We start from the raw sequence: 22,519 nt of genomic DNA on the forward strand, positions 1-22,519 counted from the left end.
TACGTCGTTTTACTGATACGGCTTGGTTGGATCGTTGGCGCGTCCGCGCAGGGGCGCGCATTGCTGCGCCCATTTCACGTGTTGCGAGATGACACGCGGCTTTTCGAGCGCCTCGAATACGACCGGCACGAGACGGGGCAGCATGATCGCGAAGGATGCGACGCCGAGCACGATTCCGACCAGGTAGATCCGGCGCAGCGTTCCGACCGACAAGCTCGTTACCGCCGACAGAAGCGGGATACCCCAGAACGGGATCGCGACAACGGTGAGGAACGGCAACAGCTCGCCAATGGCGCTGCGTGCCGCCGCGATCACCGCCGCGGCGCCGAAATTCTGAATACAGTCGTCGGTCAGCCAAGATGGAATCGTCGTGACGACGACCGCGACGCAGGTACCAAGCGCCGCGAGCAGAAAGCGGACGAAAAACAGATTGATCGTGCGCAGCGTGTCCAGCCGCGGATCCGATACAGTCACAGTGCGCGCCAGCCAATGTCGCGACGGCAGAAGCCTTCCGGCCAGTCGATCGCATCGACGGCTTGATACGCGATGCGCTGCGCGTCTTTGACGGTGGCGCCAACGCCCAGCACGCCCAGCACGCGTCCGCCGGCGCTCAAAATCCGCGTGCCGTCGCGCTTGGTGCCTGCGTGCAGCACGCTTGCGCCCACAATGTTCGATGCGCGATCGAGACCGCGAATCTCGGTGCCGGTGCGCGGATCGCCGGGGTAATTCTCGGCCGCCATCACGACGCACAGCGCAGCGACGTCGCGCATGCCGCCGGCGAACGGGTTCAGCTTGCCGCGCGCGCAATCATCGAGCAGCGCCAACGCGTCGCCGTCATAGCGCGCGAACAGAACCTGGCATTCGGGATCGCCGAAGCGGACGTTGAATTCGATCAGCTCGGGTCCGTTGTCGGTCAGCATCAGCCCGACGAACAACACGCCGCGGAACGGCGCGCCTTCTTTCGCCATGCCCGCGATGGTCGGCTCGACGATGGTGCGCATCGTCTGTTCTTCCATCGCCGGCGTCCAAATCGGGGCCGGCGAATAGGCGCCCATGCCGCCCGTATTGGGGCCTTTGTCGCCGTCGAAGACGCGCTTGTGATCCTGCGCCGCGCCGAACGGCACGACGCGCGTGCCGTCGCTGAGCGCGAAGAACGAGATCTCTTCGCCGTCGAGAAAATCTTCGATCACCAGCTCGGCGCCGGCATTGCCGAAAGCGCGGTCGAGCATGGCGGCGTCGATGGCGCGGTTGGCTTCGTCGCGCGTGGTGGCGATCACCACACCTTTGCCCGCAGCCAGCCCGTCGGCCTTGATCACGACCGGCAGTGGACGCGTCGCGGCGAAATCGCGCGCCGCGGCTGCGTTGGTGAAGCGGCCATAGGCGGCGGTCGGAATCCCGTGCCGCGCCGCAAAGTCTTTCATGAAGCCTTTGGAGCCTTCGAGCTGCGCTGCCGCTTCGGTCGGACCGAAGGCTGCGATGCCCTTCTCGGCCAGGCGATCGACCAGGCCCGCGACCAGCGGACCTTCGGGCCCGACGACAACCAGATCCACCGCGTGCTCGACGGCAAATCGGAGCAATCCCGAAATGTCCTCGGCCTTTACGGGGACCAGCTCTGCGACTTCGGCGATTCCGGCATTGCCGGGCGCGCACCAGAGTTTGGTCAGGCGCGGTGATTTGGCGATGGCGAGGGCCAGCGCGTGTTCGCGCCCGCCGCCGCCGACAAGAAGGACCTTCATGGGAACCGGGCTATAGTCTTGCGCATGGATGCGAGCAACAAAACCAATCTCGAGCCCTACACAGTCGGCGAGCTTTCGGGCGCGCTGAAACGCACGATCGAGACCGAATTTGGACAAGTCCGCGTGCGCGGCGAGATCTCGCGCGCAAAGCGGCTTCCTTCGGGCCACATCTATTTCAGCCTCAAGGACGAGACCGCCGTAATCGAAGCGGTGATCTGGCGGTCCAGCGTGCCGCGGCTTGCGACCCAGCCCGAAGACGGGACCGAGGTGATCGCGACCGGCAAGCTCACGACCTACGGCGCGCGCTCGCAATATCAGCTGATCGTCGAAGCGCTCGAGCTGGCGGGCGAAGGCGCGCTGCTGAAACAGATTGAAGAGCGCAAGAAGCGCCTCGCCGCCGAAGGCCTGTTCGATCCTGCGCGCAAAAAGCCGCTGCCGTCGCTTCCGACCGTGATCGGCGTCGTGACTTCGGCGTCGGGCGCGGTGATCCGCGACATTCTGCACCGTCTCGAAGATCGCTTTCCGCGTCGCGTGCTGGTGTGGCCGGTGGCGGTGCAGGGCGCCGGTTCGGCCGAACAGATCGCGGCTGCGATTCGCGGCTTCAACGCATTGCCCATCGATGGTGAGGTGCCGCGTCCCGACGTGCTGATCGTGGCGCGCGGCGGCGGCAGTCTCGAAGATCTGATGGCGTTCAACGAAGAGATCGTGGTGCGCGCAGCAGCCGACAGCGCGATCCCGCTGATCTCGGCCGTCGGGCACGAAACCGACACGACCTTGATCGACTTTGCGTCCGACCGTCGTGCGCCGACGCCGACGGCGGCGGCCGAATTCGCCGTGCCGGTGCGCGCCGACCTGCTGGCGCGCGTGCGCGAAATCGGCGGCCGGCTGGATGCAACTGCGATGCGCGGGCTGGAACAGCAGCGTACGCACCTGACGGCGTTGTCGCGCGGCCTTGTGCATCCGCGCCAACTCGTCGAAGGCGCGTGGCAGCGCGTCGACGATCTGCTCGACCGTCTGTCACGTTGCGCGCAAGTGGCCGTCCCCAACCGGCTGCGCGATGTGGAACAACTCGGCCGTCGTTTGCGCTCGCCTGCCGAGTTGCTGAAGGAACGAAGCGGCACGCTCGATTTGTGGACGCATCGTCTGCAAGCGGGCGCGACGCGGCTCGCCGAACGCAAAGAGGCGGACGTCGAACGTTGGGGTGCGTTGCTGGAAAGCCTGTCCTATCGCCGCGTGCTCGATCGCGGCTACGCGCTGGTGCGCGACGGGCAGGGTGTTCCGGTGACGCAAGCCAACGATGCGCGCGGTGCGCTGACGATCGAATTCAAAGACGGTGTGGTGCAGGCGGCTGCAGGCATCGCACCGAAGCGCAAACGCGACGGTGAACCAAAGGATCAAGCGGGACTGTTCTGATGTATCTGCCCGGTCATTTCAAAGTCGAAGACAAAGGCGCGATCCACGACGCAATGCGCGCCTATCCGTTTGCAACCTTGGTCACCAACGGTGCCGACGGTCCGTTCGCATCGCATCTGCCGTTGCTGCTCGACGGCGACGAGGGTGAATTCGGCACGCTGCTCGGCCATGTCGCAAAAGCCAACCGCCATGGCCGCGTGCCCGACAGCGACGAAGGCGTGGCGCTGGTGATTTTTCACGGCCCGCAGACCTACATCTCACCGTCCTGGTACGAATCCAAGCGCGAGCACGGCAAGGTCGTTCCGACTTGGAATTATGTCGCGATCCACGCCTATGCGCGAATCGAACGGTTCGACGATCCGGTGCGTCTGCACGGCGTGCTGACACGGCTGACCGACCGGCACGAAGCGGGCGCCAAAGAACCGTGGAAAGTCACCGACGCGCCCGACGCATTCATCCAGCAGCAGATGAAGGCGATCACCGGCCTGTCGCTGCGCATCGAACGGATCGAGGCGAAACTGAAACTGTCGCAGAACCGTCCCGAAGCCGATCGGCGCGCGATGGTTGATGGTTTGTCGCAATCCGACCAGCCGGGCGACCGCGCCGTCGCGGATGCGATGCAGCGCGTGTTGCGCGACTGATCAGGGGCAGCCCGCCGGCTTCGGATTCATCGTCACCAGGCGCAGAACCGGAAACGGTTCTTGTGCATCGTACACGCCGACCTGCTCGGTCGACGCCGCAAGTTCTTTGACGTTGCTGCGCAGCAGGTCGGAATCGACGACGAAATATTGCGGACGTCCCACTTCTTGAATGGCGCGAACGAAATCAAACCGAGTGCAGAAATGCACGAACGGAAGTTTCGCTGCGAACTTGTCGTTATAATAAAGCAGCGAGCCGGACATGATTTCCGACCAGACGACTGCGTCTGGCTGCAGGATTTCTTGCGGCGCAATCATTTTGAACAGCGGCGCGCTCGACGCTTTCATGCGGAGCCCGACCAGGCAGGCAAAGCCGATCAAGACGATCGCGACGGCGCGCGCCGGCAGTACGAATCGCGGTGCCGGCAAACGGCACCAGGCGAAGGCGAGCAGGAAGATTACCAGCGCAGCCGAAGGCACCATGTAGTAAGGCGCGGCGATGCGGTGGGTCAGAAAGAACGCGGTCGTGATCGCCATCAGCACGGCAGAGCCGGCAACCGCGCCGCGCAAGCCGCGGCCGCCGGGCGATATCGCTTTCATGGCGGCGAGCGCCAGCAGCACGAGGCTCGCGTCAACGAAGGCCCAATCGTCGCCTGTCCAGAAATAATATTTGGCGTTCGGGCGAATGACGCTCCACAAAAATTCGACGCCGGTTGCGTCGCTGGCGCCGTAGGTCGTCCTGAGCGCGCTGCCGGTGTTGATTCGGTTGAACCAAGCGAGCAGACCCGGACCTGCCAGCAAGAACGTCGCCGAGCTGGCAAGTATGACGACAGCATGTTGTTTGATCGCGCGCAGCGTCCACAAACGCCATTCGACGATCAGGAACACGGCCAAACCTGCGGCGATGAAAATGTTCGGAAGCCGTAGCTGGACCAACATACCGGTCAGCAATCCGAGCAGCAGACCGACGCCGAGTTGCCGGCGGCCTGCGAGCATCGGCAAACAAATCGCGACCATTGCGCAGATCGCGATCAGGGCCACCGACCACGGAATCGAATAGCTGGCGAAGCTCATGGGCACGCGCAGCATCTCGGTCATGCCAACGACGGCACCGGCGGCAAGAACGACTCCGAACGGGCCGGGCTGAAACAGAAGGCAGGCCGCCAACGCTGCGATGGCAGCGAGTCCGATTGCGACCGTATAGCTGTGCTGACCACCGGTTCCTTGCCGAAACAGCGACAGAAAAAAACCGGTGCCTGGCGGGTATTGTCCGATGATCGCCTGCGAGCCGCTGTCATACCGATAGCAGTGCGGCGCAACGCCATCGGCCCATGTCCGCTCGGGCAGGCCAAGTCTCTTTGCCTGGTCAACCAGATACTGCGCGTCGGAACGGCGAATGGAGGTATCGAGCCCGCCGATCAGCCCCTTTTGCTGAAATAACTGGGCCTGCCGAAGATAGCCGAACGGATCGCAGGCGAAGGCGAAACTATTGCCCGGATTGCGTGCGGGCGCCGCCAGCCAGAAAAAACCGACAGCAAAAACTGCGACCAAGACGACAAGTTTCGCCCAGCGAACGAGTCGCGGCGCGTGCAGCATGGTCGATCGTGCTGCCGTTTCGGTTCGGCTCATGCGCGCCCTTTAGAGATCGCCGAGCTTTTGCCAGCTTCGCGTTGCGAGGTCCAATTCGCATACGCCGCGCGTGATGCCGTTGGTTCGCAGCCAGTTGCGCATGCCCTCGACATAGCCCGGATCGTCAACGCGAAACGGCCCCCAACCCGGCGGCGACCATGTGCTGACGCCGTTCGCGGTCGGCACGTGATCGCGCTGCGCGACCAGCATCGCATCGGTCGCGGGCCCGTAGCCGTGGCTGATGAAGTTCGGTTCGGGATAGTGTTCTCGGGCCGGCGCATGCGTAACGTAAAAGACGCTGCACGCGCGCGGGGTCGGCGGAATGCTGGCGAGAATCGCGAGTTCTTCTTTGCGATACAGCGTGTGCATGCCGCGATTTCCCTGCTCGACCAGCAGCAACAGGCCAAGCAGCGCCGCAGTCGCGGTGCGCCCGCGCCGCGCCAACGACCCGAGCACGATGCAGGCGATCGGCACTGCAAGCAGCGGCAACACGAATTGCGCCCGCCCCAGTGCGCGCAGCCCGCGTCCGCCGGGCGCGTATTCGTTCACGTAGCGCCAGAGGTTGAATGATCCAAACCGCGTAATCAGGAACAGCCACAACGAAGCCGCGACCAGGCAAAGCAAGACGACGAACCACCAGCGCCGCGGCGTGTCGCGACGCAGCACAAGCACCAGCCCGCCGATCAACATGGTGAGGAACAGAACCGGCGTCAGTGACGCGGTCGTTTCATAATCCGCGACGCCCCAGATACGTTGCAACCAACCCCACATGTAGTTGGCTTCGCCAACCGCAAACCAGTTGCGCGGCGTGATCAGCGATGCCTCGATCCCATCGAACGAAAAACCGCCATAGCGGCGCGACTGCGGCAAGTACAAGCGTACGAACTGCACCAACCCGATTGCGATCAGCAGCAAGCCTGGAAGTGCGGCCGGAAAAAAGGCGCGCCAGCGCGCGCGCAACACGGCGCGTTCCGGGCGCAGTGACGGGACGAGCGCCACCAGCAGCGCGTAGACCAGCAGCCCAGTGCAGAAAATCGCCGAGCTGTACCAGCTGACGGTGAACGAGGTCAGCAGCAGCGATCCGATGAGGCCGCCCGCGATCAGCCAGGCAAGCATGCGAAGCCAGGTGCGCTGCGTCGTGAACCCCGTATGCACAGTCAGTACGATCCACGGGAAGAAAAAGAATCCCTGCATCTGCGTGTGGCCGACATGCGCCGCCGACGCATTCTGCAGCACGAACAGGACTCCCCCAAATGCTGCGATCCACCACGGGAGGCGCCCGATGCGAAACAGAACCAGCGCGGCGCCGATGCAGCCCATCGTGCGCAGGATCATGTGCAGCATCTCGTGCGCGAGATACACGTCCGCTCCCAGCGCGCGCACGAATCCGTACGGCACCGAGAACAGCAGGAAGGCGTCGGTAAAGCCCATCACGCCGGGCCAGGGATAAAAGAAATTCGCCGACGGCCAGCCCTCATAGCCGCGCAACGCCGACAGCCAATGTTCCATAAACGCGATTTCGATACGCGTATCTGCGATATCGCCGCCTTGCCGGTTCAGACCCGACAGCCAGAAATAACGGAACTGCCAGGCAAGAATTAGCGCCGTCGCAGCAACCAGTGCCCAGCTCAGCTTTCGAACAGAGCCCGTATCGGGATTTGCGGCGCCGTCGCCTGCTCGCGTCGTCATGCGTGCGACATGTCACAAAGACGCGACGCGCGCCAGTTTCTCAGTCGGGAAGTCCCGCATTCTTGGCCGCGAACTCGGCCAGGGCGGCGACGTCGGACTCAGGCGGGCTGCGGTGGAGTGCGGCCAGCGCAGCGTCGTGCAACAAGCTCGCAACCGGCATCGGCACGTCGGCGGCGTCGGCCGCCGCAAGTACCAGGCGCACGTCTTTCAGCGCCAAGTCCAATCCGAATCCGGCGGGCCGGTAGCGCTTCTCGACGATCGCGCCGCCATAGGTCGTGTGCACGCGGCCGCTGAACAGATTCTCGGTCAACAGCTCGAGCAGCACCGACGTGTCGACGTCCGCGCCGCGGGCCAGCGCCACCGCTTCGCCCAAACTCTGCACCGACGACACGATCAGATAGTTGCCGCACAATTTGACGATGTTGGCCTGGCTCGGCCGGTCGCCGACGCGCCAGGTGCGGCGCCCGATCGCGTCGAAGACGGGCTGGGCGCGATCGATGACGGCTGCCGGCCCCGCCGCAATCACGGTCAATTGCGCAGCCGCAGCGACGTCGGGTCGTCCGAAAACCGGTGCAGCGACATAATCCTGGCCGCGTGCAGCATGGTCATCGGCGATGCGGTCGGACAACGAAGCTGAAATCGTGCTCGACGAAACATGGATCGCGCCGCGCGGCAGCGCGTCGAACAAACCGTCGTTGAGCGCCGCCGCCAACGCCGTATCGTCGGACAACATGGTCAGCGCCACCTCGGCGTCGCGCGCCGCCTCGGCAACGCTGTTCGCGACGCGCGCGCCTTCGATCGCCGCGGCTTTGTCGCGGCTGCGATTCCACACCGTGACCGTGTGGCCGGCTTTGACCAGGTTGTGCGCGATGCCCGCGCCCATTTTGCCGATGCCGATGACTGCGACGCGCATGTGAGGATCTCCGATGGATACCGGCGATCAGATGGTGCGCCCAGTGCGCCTGTCCAGCGTGGAGCGCGCTCTAGGAGGTCAGTCTCGCGCTTCGATCGTCGCGCGTGCCGCGATGGTTCCATCGTGTGCTAGCGACTGAAGAACCCATCGGCCTGCCGGCAGATGTAGCGGCAGGTTTTCGCCTGGGCGCAACAGGATCCGATCGTGCGGCGCGATCTCGTCGCTTTCGCCGGGCCGCCGTGCTTCGACGACGCGCAGTTCATTTGCCAGTAGCGCGGTTGGAATCGCACGCGCTTTGCCGAGAGCTGCGCGCGCTAGATCCGCGGGCGGCACGGTACCGTCCCACGGGCCGGTTGCGTGCACGAACAAATCGACACGGTCGCGAAATGCAGGGTCGATGCGCATCACGCCCTGTGGGTCAAAGAAGATCTGCCCCACGCTTCCGGCCGCGCCCGGTGCTGCGCAGGTCGTATTGATCGCAAGCGGATCGAATCCCTGCTGCTGCAGCCGGCCCGTCACCGAGGGCGCATCGTTCGGCTCGTTCGGCTGTAGTTTATTTACGTGTCCGTGACCGACATGCACCAGCAGACGCTGGTCCGGCGTCATCGTCGCCAGTACCGCAGCAAGATTTGCGGCGGCTTTTTCTTCGCGCACTTTCCAGCTACCGGTTTCATCGTACCGAACCAGCTCGTAGCCCAACGCGCGTGCATCGCGAACCATCGAAGCAAAGACTGGTTCGCCGGCATAGATGTGATCGCGCAGCGCGCGATCTGACACCAGCGTGTCCGCCCAGAATGCTTCGGCTGCAAAATGCGTGAAGCCAAGCGCGCGCAAGCGCGGCAACAGCGCCCTGGTCAGCAGCCGCGTTTCGGGTCGGATGTGGCTTTCATTGATGACGACGACACGATGGCTTTTGACGGCATCAAGAACCGCAGCGACCGGGTCGCGCGCCGTCGCGCCCAACGTAAGGTCGCCACACCAGGCGAGCGGTCGCGCAGCGGGCACTGCGCCCGCCAAGTCAGCGCGTCCGAGAAACGCATACTGCCAGGCGAGACGCTGATGCGCGGCGTCAAACGGTTTGGCGTCGGCGGGGAGTGCAAGCTGTGCAACGACATCGCCATAGGCACGCCGCTGCATCAACTCGTCGGTCGATAGCGGCGCAATCTGCAGCGCCAGCAGCGGCGCAAGCGCGTGGATCAATCCGGCCAGCGTCGATGCAGCCATAGCCATTGCTCCGGTCGTTCGCGGATCCAGTCTTCCAGCATCGCGTTGGCGCGGCGCATCGTGGCGACGTCGTCACGCGCGCGGTCGCCGGTGTCGTCGACGGCAAGCGGTTCGTAGAAGGTGATACGAAACCGCGCGGCGTCGCCCAGACGTTCGATCCGCATCGGCACGACCGCGCCCTTATATTTGCGCGCCAGCTGCGCCACCGCCGGCGCGGTCATCGCGTCGCGGCCGAAGAACGGCACCGCGACGCCGTCATTCATTTTCTGGTCGATCAGCACGCCCAACTGTCCGCCCTTGGACACGTGCTTGATCATGCCGCGCGCGCCTTCGGCGCCTTTGGCGAATTGCTGCGGGAAGGACCGCATGCGATTCAGGATCTCCGCGCTCCACGGATTGTTGGGCGCGCGATAGACCGACGCCAACGGCACGCCGAGATGGCGTGCGTGATAGGCGGGCACTTCCCAATTGGCGAGATGCGCGCCGACCACCAGCACCGGCACGTTCTGTTTGGCGTAGTCCTGCAACCGCTCGCCGCCGATCATCTCGACGCGACCGGATTTGGGGTCGCAGATCTCGGCCAGGTGCGGATATTCGGCAACGACGCGACCGAGATTGTCGAACATGCCGCGCAACACGGCGTCGGCATCGACGCCCGGCAGCGCGCGTTCGAGATTGCGGCGCGCTTTGCGCGAGCCGGCCAGCCGCGGACCGATCGTGCGCGCGATGCGGCCGCCCAGCGCAGACGCGGTGTCGACCGGCAAGACGGCGAAGATCCACAACAGCGCCCGCAGCGCGGCTGCTTCGATCGCATACCGCAGCCTTTTCACTTCAAGGCTTTCTTCAACACCATGGCGAGTGCCGACGGGTCGTAGAAGGACGCACGCACTTCAACCACGTCGGCGAAGCTGGGCGGCAGCCGCACCGCATCTTTGGTTGTGGTGACCAAGGTGGCGCGCACTTTCTTGGCCGCTTCTTTCAGCTCGGCCTGTTCGCCCTTGCTGAATTTGTGATGGTCGGCAAAGGCGCGAAACCCGACGATGCGCGCGCCCATCTGCTGCAACGTCGCGACGAATTTCTTGGGCCGTCCGATGCCGGCAAAAGCATAGACGTTCTTGCCCGCCAGTTCGGGGCGGTAGGTGGGTAACAGGCGCGCGCGCAAAATCGGAATGCCGCGCACGCGCTCGGTCAGACCGGTTGCATCGGTTCCCATCAGCACCAGCGCATCGGCGCGGCGCAGCGCATCGCGCGGAAATTCGCGCAACGGACCGGCCGGAATCGCCTTGCCGTTGCCAAACCCGACGCCGCCATCGACGACCAGCAGCGACAAAGATTTTTTCAGCGACGGATCCTGAAACCCGTCATCGAGCAACAGAATCCGCGCGCCGCGATCGATCGCCATGCGCGCCGCAGCGACCCGGTCGCGCGCAACCCAGGTCGGCGCGACATTGGCCAGCAACAACGCCTCGTCACCGACCGCATCGGCTGTGTGCATCTTCGGAACGACGCGCGCGGGGCCGGCGATGCTGCCGCCGTAGCCGCGCGTGATGATGTGCACTTTGAAATTCTGTTCGATGAACATGCGCGCCAGCGCCATCACGACGGGCGTCTTGCCCGAACCGCCCGCAGTCGCATTGCCGACGCAGATCACCGGCACCGGCGCTTTCCAGCGCGGCTTCTGCAACAGGCGCAGCCGCGTGCCCAACGCATAGAGCGCGCCCAGCGGCGAAAGAATCGTCGCCAGCGCCGAATCGGGGTGTTCCCAGAAGCCGGGTGCTTTCACGAGGAATAGCCCAGCACCGGAGCCAGCGCGTCCGCAACAGCGTCGAGCACAGCGCGCTCGCGCGCCGCGACCGCGCGGCCGGCCGCACCCATCGCTTCCGTCTCGGCCGGATGGGTCAGCAAATGCGCGACACGATGCGCCAGGTCGGCGGCATCTTGCGTGGCGCGCGCGGCGCCGGCCTGGACCAGCGCGTCGGCGACTTCGGTGAAGTTGCGCATGTCGGGGCCGAACAAGGTCGCGGCACCCAGGCATGCGGGCTCGATCGGATTGTGGCCGCCAATTTCGGTGAAGCTGCCGCCGATACAGGCGATCGGCACGGCGCGGAACACGGCGCCCAACCGTCCCAGCGCGCCGATCACATGCACGTCGCCCAGCGGACCGTCATCGTCGCGCGACACGATCCGCCCATGCGTGCGCGCCAGGTCGGCGACCGCATCGGCGCGCGCCGGGTGGCGCGGGGCCAACACGGTGACCAGGTCGGGATGATGTGCGCGCAACAGCGCGTCGGCTTGCAGCGCGACTTGTTCCTCACCCTCGTGACTCGACACGAAGGCCCAGGCCGGACGTCCGTCGCGCGCTTCCAACACGCGCCGCAGCGTGTCGGAATCGGGCAACGGGTCGGACGCGTATTTCAGATTGCCCAGGGCGCGCACGTCGACCGCACCAAGATTGCGCCAGCGCGCCGCGTCGCCATCGCTTTGTGCCAGCACGAGACGAAACGCTTCCGTCAAATCGCGCGCGATCGACGGTGCGCGCGCCCAACGCCGCGCCGACCGTTCGCTGAGACGGCCATTGACGATGGCAGCGGGCACGCCGCGCCTTGCCAGTTCGCCGAGCAGGTTCGGCCACAACTCGCTTTCGATCAGCACGACGCCGTCGGGACGCCAGTGATCGAGAAAGCGTTGCACCCACGCCAAGCGGTCGATCGGCATGAATTGCAGCAGGATCTGCGGCGGCAGACGACGTTCGAGCAGTTCAGCGGCGGTGACCGTGCCGGTGGTCAACAACAGATGCGCGTCGGGTGCGCGGCGCGCGATTTCGTCGAGCAGCGCCAAGGTCGACAGCGACTCACCGACGCTGGCGGCGTGGAACCACAAGACGCGTCCGTGCGGACGCGCTTTGCTAGCGATGCCGGTACGCTCCGGCCAGCGGGTTGGGTGTTCCTTGCCACGGCGCAGGCGACGCGAAAGCAACAGGGGGGCCGCGACCGCGGCGGCCATGCGATACAGCGCGCGCAACATCAGGCGCAGGGCTGCAAATTGGCGAGGAACTGCTGCGCCGAAGCGTGCCAGGAATGACCAAGCGCGAATTGTCGGCAGCGGTCGCGCGGAATCGCCAAGGCCTGTTCGATTGCAAATCCCAGATCGTCGTCGAGACAGGCAACGTCGGTCCCGCCCAACACGTCGATCGGACCCGCGACCGGATAGGCTGCAACTGGAACGCCCGACGCCAAGGCTTCCAACATCACCAGCCCGAACGTGTCGGTCTTGGATGGGAACACGAACACGTCGGCGGCGGCGAAGGTGCGCGCCAGCATGTCGCCATGCTGCGCGCCGAGAAATTTCACGTGCCCGTATTTGCGCGCCAACTCGGCGCGTTGTGGCCCATCGCCGACCACGATCTTGCTGCCTTTGAACGGTGCTTCAAGAAAGGCTTCGATGTTCTTCTCGACCGCGACGCGTCCGACATAGAGCGCGATCGGCCGCTGCACGTCGCCGAACAAGGGCTCGTCATTGTCGTTGCGCGGACGAAATTGATTGACGTCAACGCCGCGCGTCCAGCGCCGCAGATTGGCGAAGCCGCGTTCGGCCAGTTCGCGTTCGATCGAATTGGTCGCCACCATCAGCGCCGACGAATTGGCGTGGAAATGGCGCAGCACCGCGTACGACACCGACAGCGGTACCGGCGCACGTTCGGCGACATATTCGGGAAAGCGCGTGTGATACGAGGTGCTGAACCGCCAGCCGCGCGACCGGCACATGCCGCGCGCCGCCCAGCCCAGCGGACCTTCAGTTGCAATGTGAATCGCGGTCGGCTGGAAGCGTTCGACTTCTTCCAGCAAGCGACGGCCCGGCGTCAGTGCGATGCGAATTTCGGGATAGGTCGGCAGCGGAAAGGTGCGAAAGCGATCCGGCCCGACGAACGCAACCGCATGGCCAAGCGCTTCCAGCTCGGTGCCCGTGGTGGACAACGTGCGCACGACCCCGTTGATCTGCGGGTGCCAGGCATCGGTGACGAAAAGAATACGCAAACCAGAAACCAATCGTTGGCAGCCTGATCAGGCTGCTTTGGCGATGGCGATGACTTTGCTGTTCATCTCGGCCCAGCGCAGGATTTCCAGACGACCGTCGGGATGTTCGACCAGCGCAGTGCAGCTTTCGACCCAGTCACCGTCATTGATGTACATGACGCCATCCATGTCGCGCATCTCAGCGTGATGGATGTGGCCGCAAATCACACCGTCGCAACCGCGGCGGCGCGCTTCGTCCGACAAAGCCTTTTCATAGCGGCCGATGAACTCGACCGCGTTCTTGACCTTGTGCTTCAAGAACGCCGACAGCGACCAATAGCCGTGTCCGGTGGCGCGTCGCACATTGTTGAAGCGCGTGTTGATCCACATCGCCGAGCGATAGGCATAGTCGCCGAGCAGCGCCAGCCAGGGCGCGTAGTTGCAGACGATGTCGAACTGGTCGCCGTGTATGACCAGAAATTTGCGCCCGTCGGCGGTCACATGTTCGTGATCGTCGACGATGCGGATACGACCGAATTCATGGCCCAGGAATTGACGAAAGCCTTCGTCGTGATTGCCCGGGATATAGATGATGTCGGTGCCCTTGCGCGCTTTGCGCAAGATCTTCTGCACCACGTCGTTATGGGCTTGCGGCCAATACCAGGTGCGTTTCAAGCGCCATCCATCGACGATATCGCCGACCAGATACAGCGTCTCGCAATCGTTCCGGCGCAGGAAATCCAGCAACATCTCGGCCTGGCACCCTTTGGTGCCGAGATGGACGTCGGAAATCCAAATCGCGCGATAGTGCCGGGCGGTCTCACTCGACATGTCGGGGGTCTCCCCAGGCCTCTATACCGCGGGTCGTATAACCGACTCGGGTGATTCTCGCTACTGCAGCGAGATCACTGACCAGCCACAGTCATGCCGTCGATCCGCACCGTCGGTGAATCGACGCCGGTTTTGATTTCCAGATCGTCGGCGGGGATCAGCCGCTGGAACATCTCGGTCAAATTGGCGGCGACGGTGATTTCGCTCACCGGATAGGCGAGTTGTCCGTTCTCGATCCAGAAACCCGCAGCGCCACGGCTGTAATCACCCGTTACCAGCGACACGCCCTGACCCATCAGGTCGGTGACGTAGAGACCTTGCTTGATGTCGGCCATCAGGGCTGCCGGCGTCACCGAACCAGGCGCCAAGGTGACGTTGCTCGGACCCGGGCTGGGTGGGCCGCCGACGCCGCGCGATGCGTGGCCAGTGGTGGTGAGCCCCAATTGCCGCGCCGAACGCACATCGAGCAGCCAGCTCGTCAACACGCCGTCTTCGATCAGCGCGCGTTTCGTTGTCGCGACGCCTTCGCCGTCGAACGGGCGCGAGCGAAAACCGCGTTTGATCTGCGCGTCATCGACGATGTTGATGCCGCGCGCGAAGACCTGCTGGCCGAGTTTGTCTTTGAGGAACGACGTGCCGCGCGCGATGCTGGGACCGCCGATCGCACCCAGAAGATGCCGCACCAGACCGGCGGCGATGCGCGGATCGAAGATGATGGGCAAGGTCGCCGACGCGATCTTGCGCGATCCCAACCGGCGCACGACGCGCTCGCCCGCTTGCCGTCCGATCATTGCTGCGTCGGGCAAATCGGCGAACATCACCGACTGCGCGAAATCGTAGTCGCGCTCCATCTGCCCGTCGCGTTCGGCCAGCACCGACACCGAGACCGACGAACCCGACACGCCGTACTGGCCCGCAAATCCGTTCGATGTGACCAGCGCGATGTCGGAATGACTCCAGCCGGCACTGGCGCCGTCGGAATTGGTAACGCCTTTGACGTCCAGCGCCGCACGTTCGGCGATGCTGGCGAGTTCAATCAGTTTTTCGACCGGCGGTTCGGTCGGATCGGAAAGATCAAGATCGGCAATCTCGCGTCCCAGCAGCGCCGCATCGGCGAGACCGCAATACGGATCTTCGGGAACGACGCGCGCCATCGCGACGGCGCGGTCGACCAGCGCTTGCAGCGAGGCTTTCGAATGATCGCTGGTCGACACGCTGGCTTGGCGTTGGCCGAAAAAGACGCGCAGGCCGATGTCGCGGCTCTCGGCCCGTTCCAGCGTCTCGGGCTTGTCGAGGCGGCGGCCGACCGACACAGCGGCGCTTTCGAACGAAATCGCATCGGCGTCGCTGGCGCCGGCGCGTTTGGCGCTGGCAACGAGATCGGCAAGCAGGGAAAGCGTGTCAGTCATCTACGAGTCCGCGAGTTCAAAAATACCGGTCGACCGGATCGTGTTGCTCTCAAGATCGAGGCTGGTCGGAATGTCATAGCGCGCGATTTCGCGCACGCCAGTCTTGGGGAAATAGGCGCGACCGGGGTCGGCGAGAAGCACGCGCGCGCCATCAGCTACGCGACGCCGCAGCCAGGCGATCGCTTGCGTTGCCATCGGCTGTTCGTAACAGACGTCGCCGGCCAGAATGACCTGGGCCGGATCGAACGCATCGGTCTGCAACAGATCCTGGGCGATCGCTTCGATCGAAACCTGGTTGACGGTCGCGTTCAGCGCCAAGGCGACGCGTGCGAACGCGTCGATTTCCGCTGCCCGCACGCGGCGCGCGCCGGCCTTGCTGGCGGCGATTGCGCTAATGCCGCTACCGGCCGCGAAATCCAGCACGTCCATACCGCGCACCAAATCGGGCTGGTCGAGCACCAGCCGCGCCAGCGCTTGTCCGCCGGGCCAGGCGAACGCCCAATAGGGCGGCGGCACGCCGTTCTTCTCGAGCTTCGCTTCGGTCGCATGCCACAAAGGCAGCGCCGCGTGCGCGAGATGCAGCGTGATTTCGGGCACGAACTGCGCCGTGCCGAGCTGCGTTTCCGCGAGCACGAAGTCTGTGGGATCGATCAGCGAATCTGTCCTGCGGCAAGCGCGCCCAGCGTAATGACGCCGGTCCAGCGCGATGCCTTGAAGGTAGCGAGGCAACTTGCGGGGTCGGTTGTCGTCCAGCGTGCCAGCAGCATCGAAAGATGTCCCAGCACGAAAAACTTCGCGACCGCGGCGTAGGGGCTGAGCTGCGCTATCTCAATGGCCATATGCAGGCCCAGCACCATCGCAAATGACAACAACGTCAAAACCAGCTTGCTGTGACCACGAAAAGTGCGCGCGGTCGAACGAACGCCGACGATTGCATCGTCACGGGCATCCTGATGCGCATAGATCGTGTCGTAAATCAGCGTCCAGCAGATGCCTGCGGCGTAGAGATATAAAGACGGGCCGCCGATTTCGCCGGTCGCAACCGTCCAGCCCAGCAGCGCCCCCCAATTGAAGGCGAAGCCCAAAATCAGCTGCGGCCAATCCATCACGCGCTTCATCAACGGATAGATCGCGACCACGACCAGCGACGCCGCACCCAATGCGATGGCGCGCGGCTGGAATTGCAGCAGCACGGCCAGCCCGACCAGCGTTTGCACGACCAACCACACAATGGCTTGGCGCACGGTCGCTTCGCCAGCCGGAAGCGGCCGGGTGCGCGTCCGTTCGACCTGCGCATCGATCTTGCGGTCGAACAGATCATTCAAGGTGCAGCCCGCACCGCGCATCGCGATTGCGCCGACCAGAAACAGGATCCAGGTCTTGGGATCAAACGATCGGGCCAGCGCCAGGCCCCAATAGCAGGGCAGCAGCAACAGCCAGATCCCGATCGGCCGGTCCCAGCGCGCCAGCCGCGCATAGGGGCGGGCGGCGACCGGCAGAAAGCGGTCGACCCAGTTGCCGCGATGCAAGTCGGTATGGACGGGGGTGGCCATGCGTGGCCGGCTATAGTCGGAAGTGCCCGCCTTGCCTAGGAAGAGGCCATGGACGCCGAACCCGACTTTGATCGCGTGAAGCCCGCCGCGCGGCTGTTCGTCGATGCGCCACTAGCGGCCAATGCGACGATCGAGCTCGACCGCGACCGTGCACATTATCTGCAGCACGTGTTGCGGCTTTCGCCTGGCGCCACGATCGAGGTCTTCAATGGTCGCGACGGCGGTTGGGCTTGCGCGATCGAGTCCTTCGCCAAGCGCGGCGCGATCTTGACCGCGCAAGCGCAACGTCGCGCGCAAGTTTCGTCACCCGATCTCTGGTTGTGTTTCGCGCCGCTGAAACGCGCGCGCATCGACCTGGTCGTCGAGAAAGCGACCGAGCTTGGCGTGTCACGGCTGTTGCCGGTCGAAACGCGCCGCACCGTCACGGATCGCGTGAACCTGGATCGCTTGCGCGCAATTGCAAGCGAGGCCGCCGAACAATGTGAGCGACTCGACGTACCGGTGATCGACGCGCCTGTGACCTTGCCGACACTACTCGGCAACTGGGACGCAACACGCACGCTGCACGTCGCCGCCGAGTCGGGTGCAGCACAGCCATTGCACGTTGCGTTGGCGCCAGCTCCATGTGCGTTTCTCATCGGGCCGGAAGGAGGTTTCGATCCGGCCGAGCTTGACCTGCTCCGATCGGTGCCGTTTGTTGTTGCGATCGGACTCGGGCCGCGCTTGTTGCGCGCCGAGACAGCGGCGCTCGCAGCGCTCGCGTCTTGGCAGGCGTTGCGCGGAGACGGGTCCGCAGCGGACCAGCGTCCGCCGTTCCGCGAATAAAGCAGACAGAAAGCGAGCTTCGATGTCCGGTCCCGCAGATGCAGGATCCGCGCAGATCAACGACCGCCAGGAGCTGGTTTCGTATCTCGAGTCGGGATCGAAACCGCGCAGCGCGTGGCGTGTCGGTACGGAACACGAAAAGTTTGCGTTCCGTTGGAGCGATCTCGCGCCGCTGCCGTATGACGGTCCCGATGGAATCGGTGCGCTGCTCGAAGGTTTGGCGCGCTTCGGTTGGGAACGCGTGCTCGAAGGCGGCAAGCTGATCGCGCTCAAGCACGGCATGGCCAGCGTCACGTTGGAGCCGGGCGGACAAGTCGAATTGTCGGGCGAACCGCTCGAGACGATTCACGAAACCTGTTCCGAAGTGAACGAGCATCTGCGCCAGGTGAAGATCGTCAGCGACGAGCTTGGCATCGGCCTGATCGGTCTCGGCTTTCAGCCGCTGGTTGCACGCAGCGACGTGCCGTGGATGCCGAAAGGCCGCTACAAGATCATGCGCAACTACATGCCGAAGGTCGGTTCGCTCGGCCTCGACATGATGCTGCGCACGTGCACCGTGCAGGCCAATCTCGACTTCGAAAACGAAGCCGACATGGTGCGCAAATTTCGCGTCTCGCTTGCGCTGCAGCCGATTGCGACGGCGCTGTTTGCCAGCTCGCCCTTCACCGAAGGCAAGCCGAACGGCTTCCAGTCGTATCGCGCCAATATCTGGACCGACACCGACAAGGATCGCACCGGCGATCTGCCGTTCGTGTTCGAAGACGGATTCGGCTTCGAACGCTATGTCGATTACGCGCTCGATGTGCCGATGTATTTCGTCTACCGCGACGGCATCTATCACGACGTCGCCGGTTGTTCGTTCCGCGACTATCTCGACGGCAAGCTCAAAGGCTTTGAAGGCCAGAAGCCGACGATGACCGATTGGGCCGATCACCTGACCACGATGTTCCCCGAAGTGCGTCTCAAGAAATATCTCGAGATGCGTGGCGCCGATGGCGGTCCGTGGGACCGGCTGTGCGCGTTGCCGGCCTTCTGGGTCGGTCTTCTCTATGACGACCAGGCGCTCGAAGGTGCGTGGCAGTTGGTCAAAGGCTGGACTGCGGAAGACCGCGCCGCCTTGAAGCGCGACGTTGCCAAGAACGGTCTGCGCGGCAGCGTCGCCGGCAAGACGGTGCAGAATGTCGCCAGCCAGGTTCTGGCGTTGGCGCAGGGCGGTCTGCAGCGTCGCCAACGCCGCAACAAGAACGGCATCGACGAAAGCGGTTTCCTCGAACCGCTGATCGAAATCGCAATTACCGGCAAGACGCCGTCCGACACGTTGCTCGAACGCTATGCGACGCGCTGGGACAATCGGGTCGAGCCGGTTTTCGCCGAGATGGCCTATTGAAGTTTGCGGCGCTTCTCGCGCTGACCTTGTCGTCGAGCGCCTTCGCGTCTGACTACGATCTCGTCATTCGCAACGGCCGTCTGCTCGACGGCGCGGGCAATCCGTGGGTTGCGGGCGATCTTGCGATCAAGAACGGTCGCATCGCTGCGATCGGGCGCGTGCAGGGACTCGGCAAGCGCGAGATCGAAGCCGCCGGTCGCTACGTAGCACCCGGATTCATCGACATGATGGATCAGTCCGGTGACGTGTTGCCGGAAAACGGCGACGCGGTGAACAAGCTGCAGATGGGCGTCACCACGGTCATCTCGGGCGAAAGCGGCACGCCGGTGAAAGCGGCCGAGCTGCCGAAATATTTCCGCGACCTCGAACGCAAAGGCATCGCGGTCAATTTCGGCACCTACTACAACGCGACCGACGCGCGCGAACATGTGATGGGCGACGGTGCCGGCGCGCCAAGCCAGGTGCAGTTGCAGGCGATGCGCGACGAGATCGACGTCGCGATGAAAGCCGGCGTGTTCGGCATCACCACCGCGCTGATCTATCCGCCCGCGACGTTTCAAACCACCGACGAGCTGGTCGAGCTGGCCAAAGTCGCCGGTCGTTGCGGCGGTTTCTACGCCACGCATATGCGCGACGAGAGCGCCGATCTGCTCCGCGCCATCGATGAAGCGGTTGCGATCGGCGAACGCGGCGGCGTCAAAGTCGAGATCTTTCATCTGAAAGCCGCCTACGCGCCGCAATGGGGCCGCTTGATGCCCGAAGCGGTGCAGCGCATCGCGCAGGCGCGTGCGCGCGGCATCGACATCGCCGCCGACATGTATCCCTACACCGCAGCCGGCACCGGCCTGTCGGTGACGGTGCCAAGCTGGGTCTTTGCCGACGGGCGCGACAAAGGCATGGAGCGTTTGCGCGATCCGGCCGTGCGCGAACGAATCAAACGCGAAGTTGCATCTGGTTCACTGCCGGGTTGGTCGAACCTGGTCGAAGCGTCGGGTGGTTGGGGCCGCGTGTTGCTCGGCAATCCGCAAAGCAGCGAGTACGAGCGGTTTCGCGGCAAGAGCATGGTCGAGATCGGCGCCGCGCTCGGAAAAGATCCGGCCGATACCGCGTGGGACATTGTGCTGGCGGCGCTGCCAAAACGTGCGACCGGACTCTATTTCATGATGGACGAGCGCGACGTCGAAACCGCGCTGCGGCAAAGCTGGACCAGCATCGGCACGGACGCGCCGGCCGTGATCCATCTCGGCAGCCGCGACGAGCCGACCGTGCCGCATCCGCGCGTCTACGGCACGTTTCCGCGCGTGCTGGCCGAATATGTGAAACGCCGCGGCGTCCTAAGTCTGGAAGATGCGGTACGCAAGATGACGTCCTGGCCCGCGTCGCGCATGGGGCTGGTCGATCGCGGCGTGCTGCGCGAAGGCTTGCGCGCCGATCTCGTCATCTTCGACATGGCGCGCATCGACGACACGCCCAGCTATGAAAAGCACGCAGTCGCGCCGCAAGGCATCGACTACGTGCTGGTGAACGGCAAAGTCACGTTGGAGAACGGCGCGTATACAGGTGCAAAAGCGGGCCGCGTGTTGCGGCACGCCTGCAACTAACGCGCGGCGATCACTCCGCCGGCGGTTCCCACAATTCGATCGGGTTGCCTTCGGGATCGTGGATGCGGGCGAAGCGGCCGGTCTCGGGCGAGTCCCATTCGGCCTTGGTCGTGACGGCGATGCCGGCGTCGCGCAGCGTTGCCAACAGCGGATCGAGATCCGCCACGCGCAGATTGATCATGTGCTGCTTGTCGGCGGGGAAGTAATCGGTGTCGTGCTTGAACGGCATGAAGATCGTCGGACCGGCCTGCTGCGCCCAGTCATAGCCGCCAACACCCAGGTGTTTTTTATACCAGGCGTTGAGCGCGTCCGAATCCTTGGCCCGGAAAAAGACGCCGCCGATACCAACAACAGGCATTGAGATCTCCCCTTTGTCATCCTGCTCCGGCGGCAGGTTCCCATCGACGAGCCCGCCTGCAAAGCGCGATCTTGCCGCCATGTCGACGAGGTAAGAGTTGGGCGCGCCGTTGGCGCGCAAGACGCCAAGGTCCACCAAGAATCACAGAAGGAAACACCGTCGCGTCGCATGACGGGACGGTTTTATCGACGCGCGAAGCGCGTCAGGAAATCCAAGTTCGGCTTGCGACGAGGCATCGCCGCCAGCGCGCTCTCTTGGCGAACCTTGGCGTCTTGGGCGCCGAAGGCGCCCCCACCCTCGTGACTCATCAAAAGCAGGAAGCGCGAGCTACGCCTTCCACAGCTTCCGGCACTCGGCCACGATCAGCGCCGGCTGTTCTTCGGGAAAGAACAGTTTCGCGTCGTCGACGAAGCGAATGCCGGTCGACCCCGGGAAGGTGCGGTCGAGCCATTCGGCCCATTCGTCGGCGAACAGATCGCTGTTGCGGGCCCAGACCATGCGCACGGGTTTTTTGAACGCGCGCAGCTTGGGTTCGATGGCGGGCAGCGGGTTCGGCAGCATCGCTGTACCAAACGTCTGACCTTGCTGCCGGCGTTTCGGCGAGCTGATCAGCGGGCGGAAATAGACTTCGAGCAATTCGGGCGGCACCGGATTCGAAAACGCGTTGCCGATGCCGTTGGCGACGAAGCTGGGGTCGGTGAGATGCTTCTCGTACCAGGCATCGACTTCACCGCGCTTTGCCATCTCGATAAACGGCAGCAGCTTTTCGGGCGGGCTGTTAGTGTGGGTGTCGCCGTTGGTGAACAGGATCGAGCGTACGCGGTCGGGATGCGCAGCCGCGATCAGTTGCGCGATGCCGTCGGAACTGTCGTTGGCAACGAAATCGGCTTCGCGCACGCCAAGCCTGTCCATGAACGCGACGATCATCTCGGCCTGCGCGACCGGCGACAGATCGGTGCTGGCCGGAACGTCGCTATAGCCGAGCCCCATCAGGTCTGGCGCGATGCAACGGCGGACGTCGTCCAGCCGTGCCATCACGCCGCGCCACTGAAACCCGTTCAGCGGAAAGCCGTGCAGAAAGATCGCGGCTGGACCTTTGCCGCGCTCGACATACGCGATCTTGCCGACCGCGAGATCGGCGAATTTGCGCTTGGCGTGAAACTCGGCGCGCATCCATTCCCGCAGCGGCGCCGCATGCGCCACGAACGGCGCCATCGATAGAAGCGCGGTCGTCGCGACACCATTGATCAAAATTGCGCGCCGGTTCATGTGCTGCTCGTATGCGTCGATTGGCGCCGAT

At 64.2% G+C, this 22,519-nt stretch carries 21 protein-coding genes; 5 read left to right on the forward strand and 16 right to left on the reverse strand.

Annotation, left to right across the window (positions count from 1 at the left end; all coding sequences use genetic code 11):
• Window positions 1-9: 9 nt before the first annotated feature.
• Window positions 10-474 (reverse strand): hypothetical protein, encoded by a 465-nt coding sequence (locus tag TMPK1_RS16450; protein WP_420244329.1) that lies wholly within the window; start codon window positions 472-474, stop codon window positions 10-12.
• Entirely contained in the window at window positions 471-1,736 is a 1,266-nt protein-coding gene (gene purD, locus TMPK1_RS16455; RefSeq protein ID WP_420244331.1) for a phosphoribosylamine--glycine ligase, read from the reverse strand. Before purD ends, TMPK1_RS16450 begins: the two co-directional genes overlap by 4 nt.
• A 24-nt stretch (window positions 1,737-1,760) precedes the next feature.
• Between purD and xseA the strand changes: the two genes are divergently transcribed.
• Together xseA and TMPK1_RS16465 are read left to right on the forward strand one after the other, a co-directional pair.
• On the forward strand, window positions 1,761-3,149 hold the full coding sequence (xseA, locus tag TMPK1_RS16460) for an exodeoxyribonuclease VII large subunit (RefSeq protein ID WP_420244333.1): 1,389 nt from the start codon (window positions 1,761-1,763) through the stop codon (window positions 3,147-3,149).
• Window positions 3,149-3,790: an FMN-binding negative transcriptional regulator gene (locus TMPK1_RS16465; protein WP_420244334.1), complete on the forward strand. Its 642-nt coding sequence runs from the start codon at window positions 3,149-3,151 to the stop codon at window positions 3,788-3,790. The genes xseA and TMPK1_RS16465 overlap by 1 nt, the downstream gene beginning before the upstream one ends.
• Here TMPK1_RS16465 and TMPK1_RS16470 read toward each other — a convergent pair whose 3' ends face one another.
• The 12 genes from TMPK1_RS16470 to ubiA all read right to left on the reverse strand — a co-directional run bounded on the left by TMPK1_RS16470 (window position 3,791) and on the right by ubiA (window position 17,048).
• The gene (locus tag TMPK1_RS16470) at window positions 3,791-5,416 is read right to left on the reverse strand and encodes a hypothetical protein (protein WP_420244336.1); all 1,626 of its coding nucleotides are present in this window, start codon (window positions 5,414-5,416) and stop codon (window positions 3,791-3,793) included.
• A gap of 9 nt (window positions 5,417-5,425) precedes the next feature.
• Entirely contained in the window at window positions 5,426-7,105 is a 1,680-nt protein-coding gene (locus TMPK1_RS16475; protein WP_420244337.1) for a hypothetical protein, read from the reverse strand.
• A gap of 40 nt (window positions 7,106-7,145) precedes the next feature.
• Entirely contained in the window at window positions 7,146-8,018 is an 873-nt protein-coding gene (locus tag TMPK1_RS16480) for an NAD(P)-dependent oxidoreductase (protein WP_420244339.1), read from the reverse strand.
• A gap of 78 nt (window positions 8,019-8,096) precedes the next feature.
• Complete coding sequence (locus TMPK1_RS16485) at window positions 8,097-9,242, reverse strand: hypothetical protein (protein ID WP_420244341.1); 1,146 nt, start codon at window positions 9,240-9,242, stop codon at window positions 8,097-8,099.
• The gene (locus tag TMPK1_RS16490) at window positions 9,215-10,072 is read right to left on the reverse strand and encodes a lysophospholipid acyltransferase family protein (protein WP_420244342.1); all 858 of its coding nucleotides are present in this window, start codon (window positions 10,070-10,072) and stop codon (window positions 9,215-9,217) included. Before TMPK1_RS16490 ends, TMPK1_RS16485 begins: the two co-directional genes overlap by 28 nt.
• Window positions 10,069-11,025, reverse strand: a complete 957-nt coding sequence (gene lpxK / locus TMPK1_RS16495; RefSeq protein ID WP_420244344.1) for a tetraacyldisaccharide 4'-kinase — start codon at window positions 11,023-11,025, stop codon at window positions 10,069-10,071. The genes TMPK1_RS16490 and lpxK overlap by 4 nt, the downstream gene beginning before the upstream one ends.
• Complete coding sequence (locus TMPK1_RS16500; RefSeq protein WP_420244345.1) at window positions 11,022-12,266, reverse strand: 3-deoxy-D-manno-octulosonic acid transferase; 1,245 nt, start codon at window positions 12,264-12,266, stop codon at window positions 11,022-11,024. The genes lpxK and TMPK1_RS16500 overlap by 4 nt, the downstream gene beginning before the upstream one ends.
• Window positions 12,266-13,276 carry a glycosyltransferase family 4 protein gene (locus TMPK1_RS16505; RefSeq protein WP_420244347.1) on the reverse strand — a complete coding sequence of 337 codons (1,011 nt, stop codon included), beginning with the start codon at window positions 13,274-13,276 and terminating at the stop codon, window positions 12,266-12,268. The genes TMPK1_RS16500 and TMPK1_RS16505 overlap by 1 nt, the downstream gene beginning before the upstream one ends.
• 27 nt (window positions 13,277-13,303) lie before the next feature.
• On the reverse strand, window positions 13,304-14,086 hold the full coding sequence (locus TMPK1_RS16510) for a UDP-2,3-diacylglucosamine diphosphatase (protein WP_420244349.1): 783 nt from the start codon (window positions 14,084-14,086) through the stop codon (window positions 13,304-13,306).
• Between the two features lie 74 nt (window positions 14,087-14,160).
• Window positions 14,161-15,495: a TldD/PmbA family protein gene (locus TMPK1_RS16515; protein ID WP_420244351.1), complete on the reverse strand. Its 1,335-nt coding sequence runs from the start codon at window positions 15,493-15,495 to the stop codon at window positions 14,161-14,163.
• Window positions 15,496-16,128, reverse strand: coding sequence for a class I SAM-dependent methyltransferase (locus TMPK1_RS16520; RefSeq protein ID WP_420244353.1), 633 nt, complete (start codon window positions 16,126-16,128; stop codon window positions 15,496-15,498).
• Between the two features lie 17 nt (window positions 16,129-16,145).
• Window positions 16,146-17,048 carry a 4-hydroxybenzoate octaprenyltransferase gene (gene ubiA / locus TMPK1_RS16525; RefSeq protein WP_420244355.1) on the reverse strand — a complete coding sequence of 301 codons (903 nt, stop codon included), beginning with the start codon at window positions 17,046-17,048 and terminating at the stop codon, window positions 16,146-16,148.
• Between the two features lie 48 nt (window positions 17,049-17,096).
• On the opposite strand from ubiA, the gene TMPK1_RS16530 reads away from it, so the two are divergent.
• Genes TMPK1_RS16530 through TMPK1_RS16540 form a run of 3 tightly spaced genes read left to right on the forward strand, consistent with a single transcriptional unit; the run spans window position 17,097 to window position 20,861 of the window.
• A complete protein-coding gene (locus tag TMPK1_RS16530; RefSeq protein WP_420244357.1) occupies window positions 17,097-17,873 on the forward strand; it encodes a 16S rRNA (uracil(1498)-N(3))-methyltransferase in 777 nt (258 codons plus the stop codon).
• Window positions 17,874-17,895: 22 nt separating this feature from the next.
• Window positions 17,896-19,260, forward strand: coding sequence for a glutamate--cysteine ligase (locus TMPK1_RS16535; protein WP_420244358.1), 1,365 nt, complete (start codon window positions 17,896-17,898; stop codon window positions 19,258-19,260).
• Entirely contained in the window at window positions 19,257-20,861 is a 1,605-nt protein-coding gene (locus tag TMPK1_RS16540; protein WP_420244360.1) for an N-acyl-D-amino-acid deacylase family protein, read from the forward strand. The genes TMPK1_RS16535 and TMPK1_RS16540 overlap by 4 nt, the downstream gene beginning before the upstream one ends.
• Window positions 20,862-20,871: 10 nt before the next feature.
• Here TMPK1_RS16540 and TMPK1_RS16545 read toward each other — a convergent pair whose 3' ends face one another.
• Together TMPK1_RS16545 and TMPK1_RS16550 are read right to left on the reverse strand one after the other, a co-directional pair.
• A complete protein-coding gene (locus tag TMPK1_RS16545) occupies window positions 20,872-21,354 on the reverse strand; it encodes a VOC family protein (RefSeq protein WP_420244361.1) in 483 nt (160 codons plus the stop codon).
• Window positions 21,355-21,546: 192 nt separating this feature from the next.
• Window positions 21,547-22,488, reverse strand: a complete 942-nt coding sequence (locus TMPK1_RS16550) for an alpha/beta fold hydrolase (RefSeq protein ID WP_420244363.1) — start codon at window positions 22,486-22,488, stop codon at window positions 21,547-21,549.
• Between the last annotated feature and the right edge of the window lie 31 nt (window positions 22,489-22,519).

Source organism: Roseiterribacter gracilis, from assembly GCA_018332375.1.
Lineage (GTDB): Bacteria > Pseudomonadota > Alphaproteobacteria > BOG-932 > Roseiterribacteraceae > Roseiterribacter > Roseiterribacter gracilis.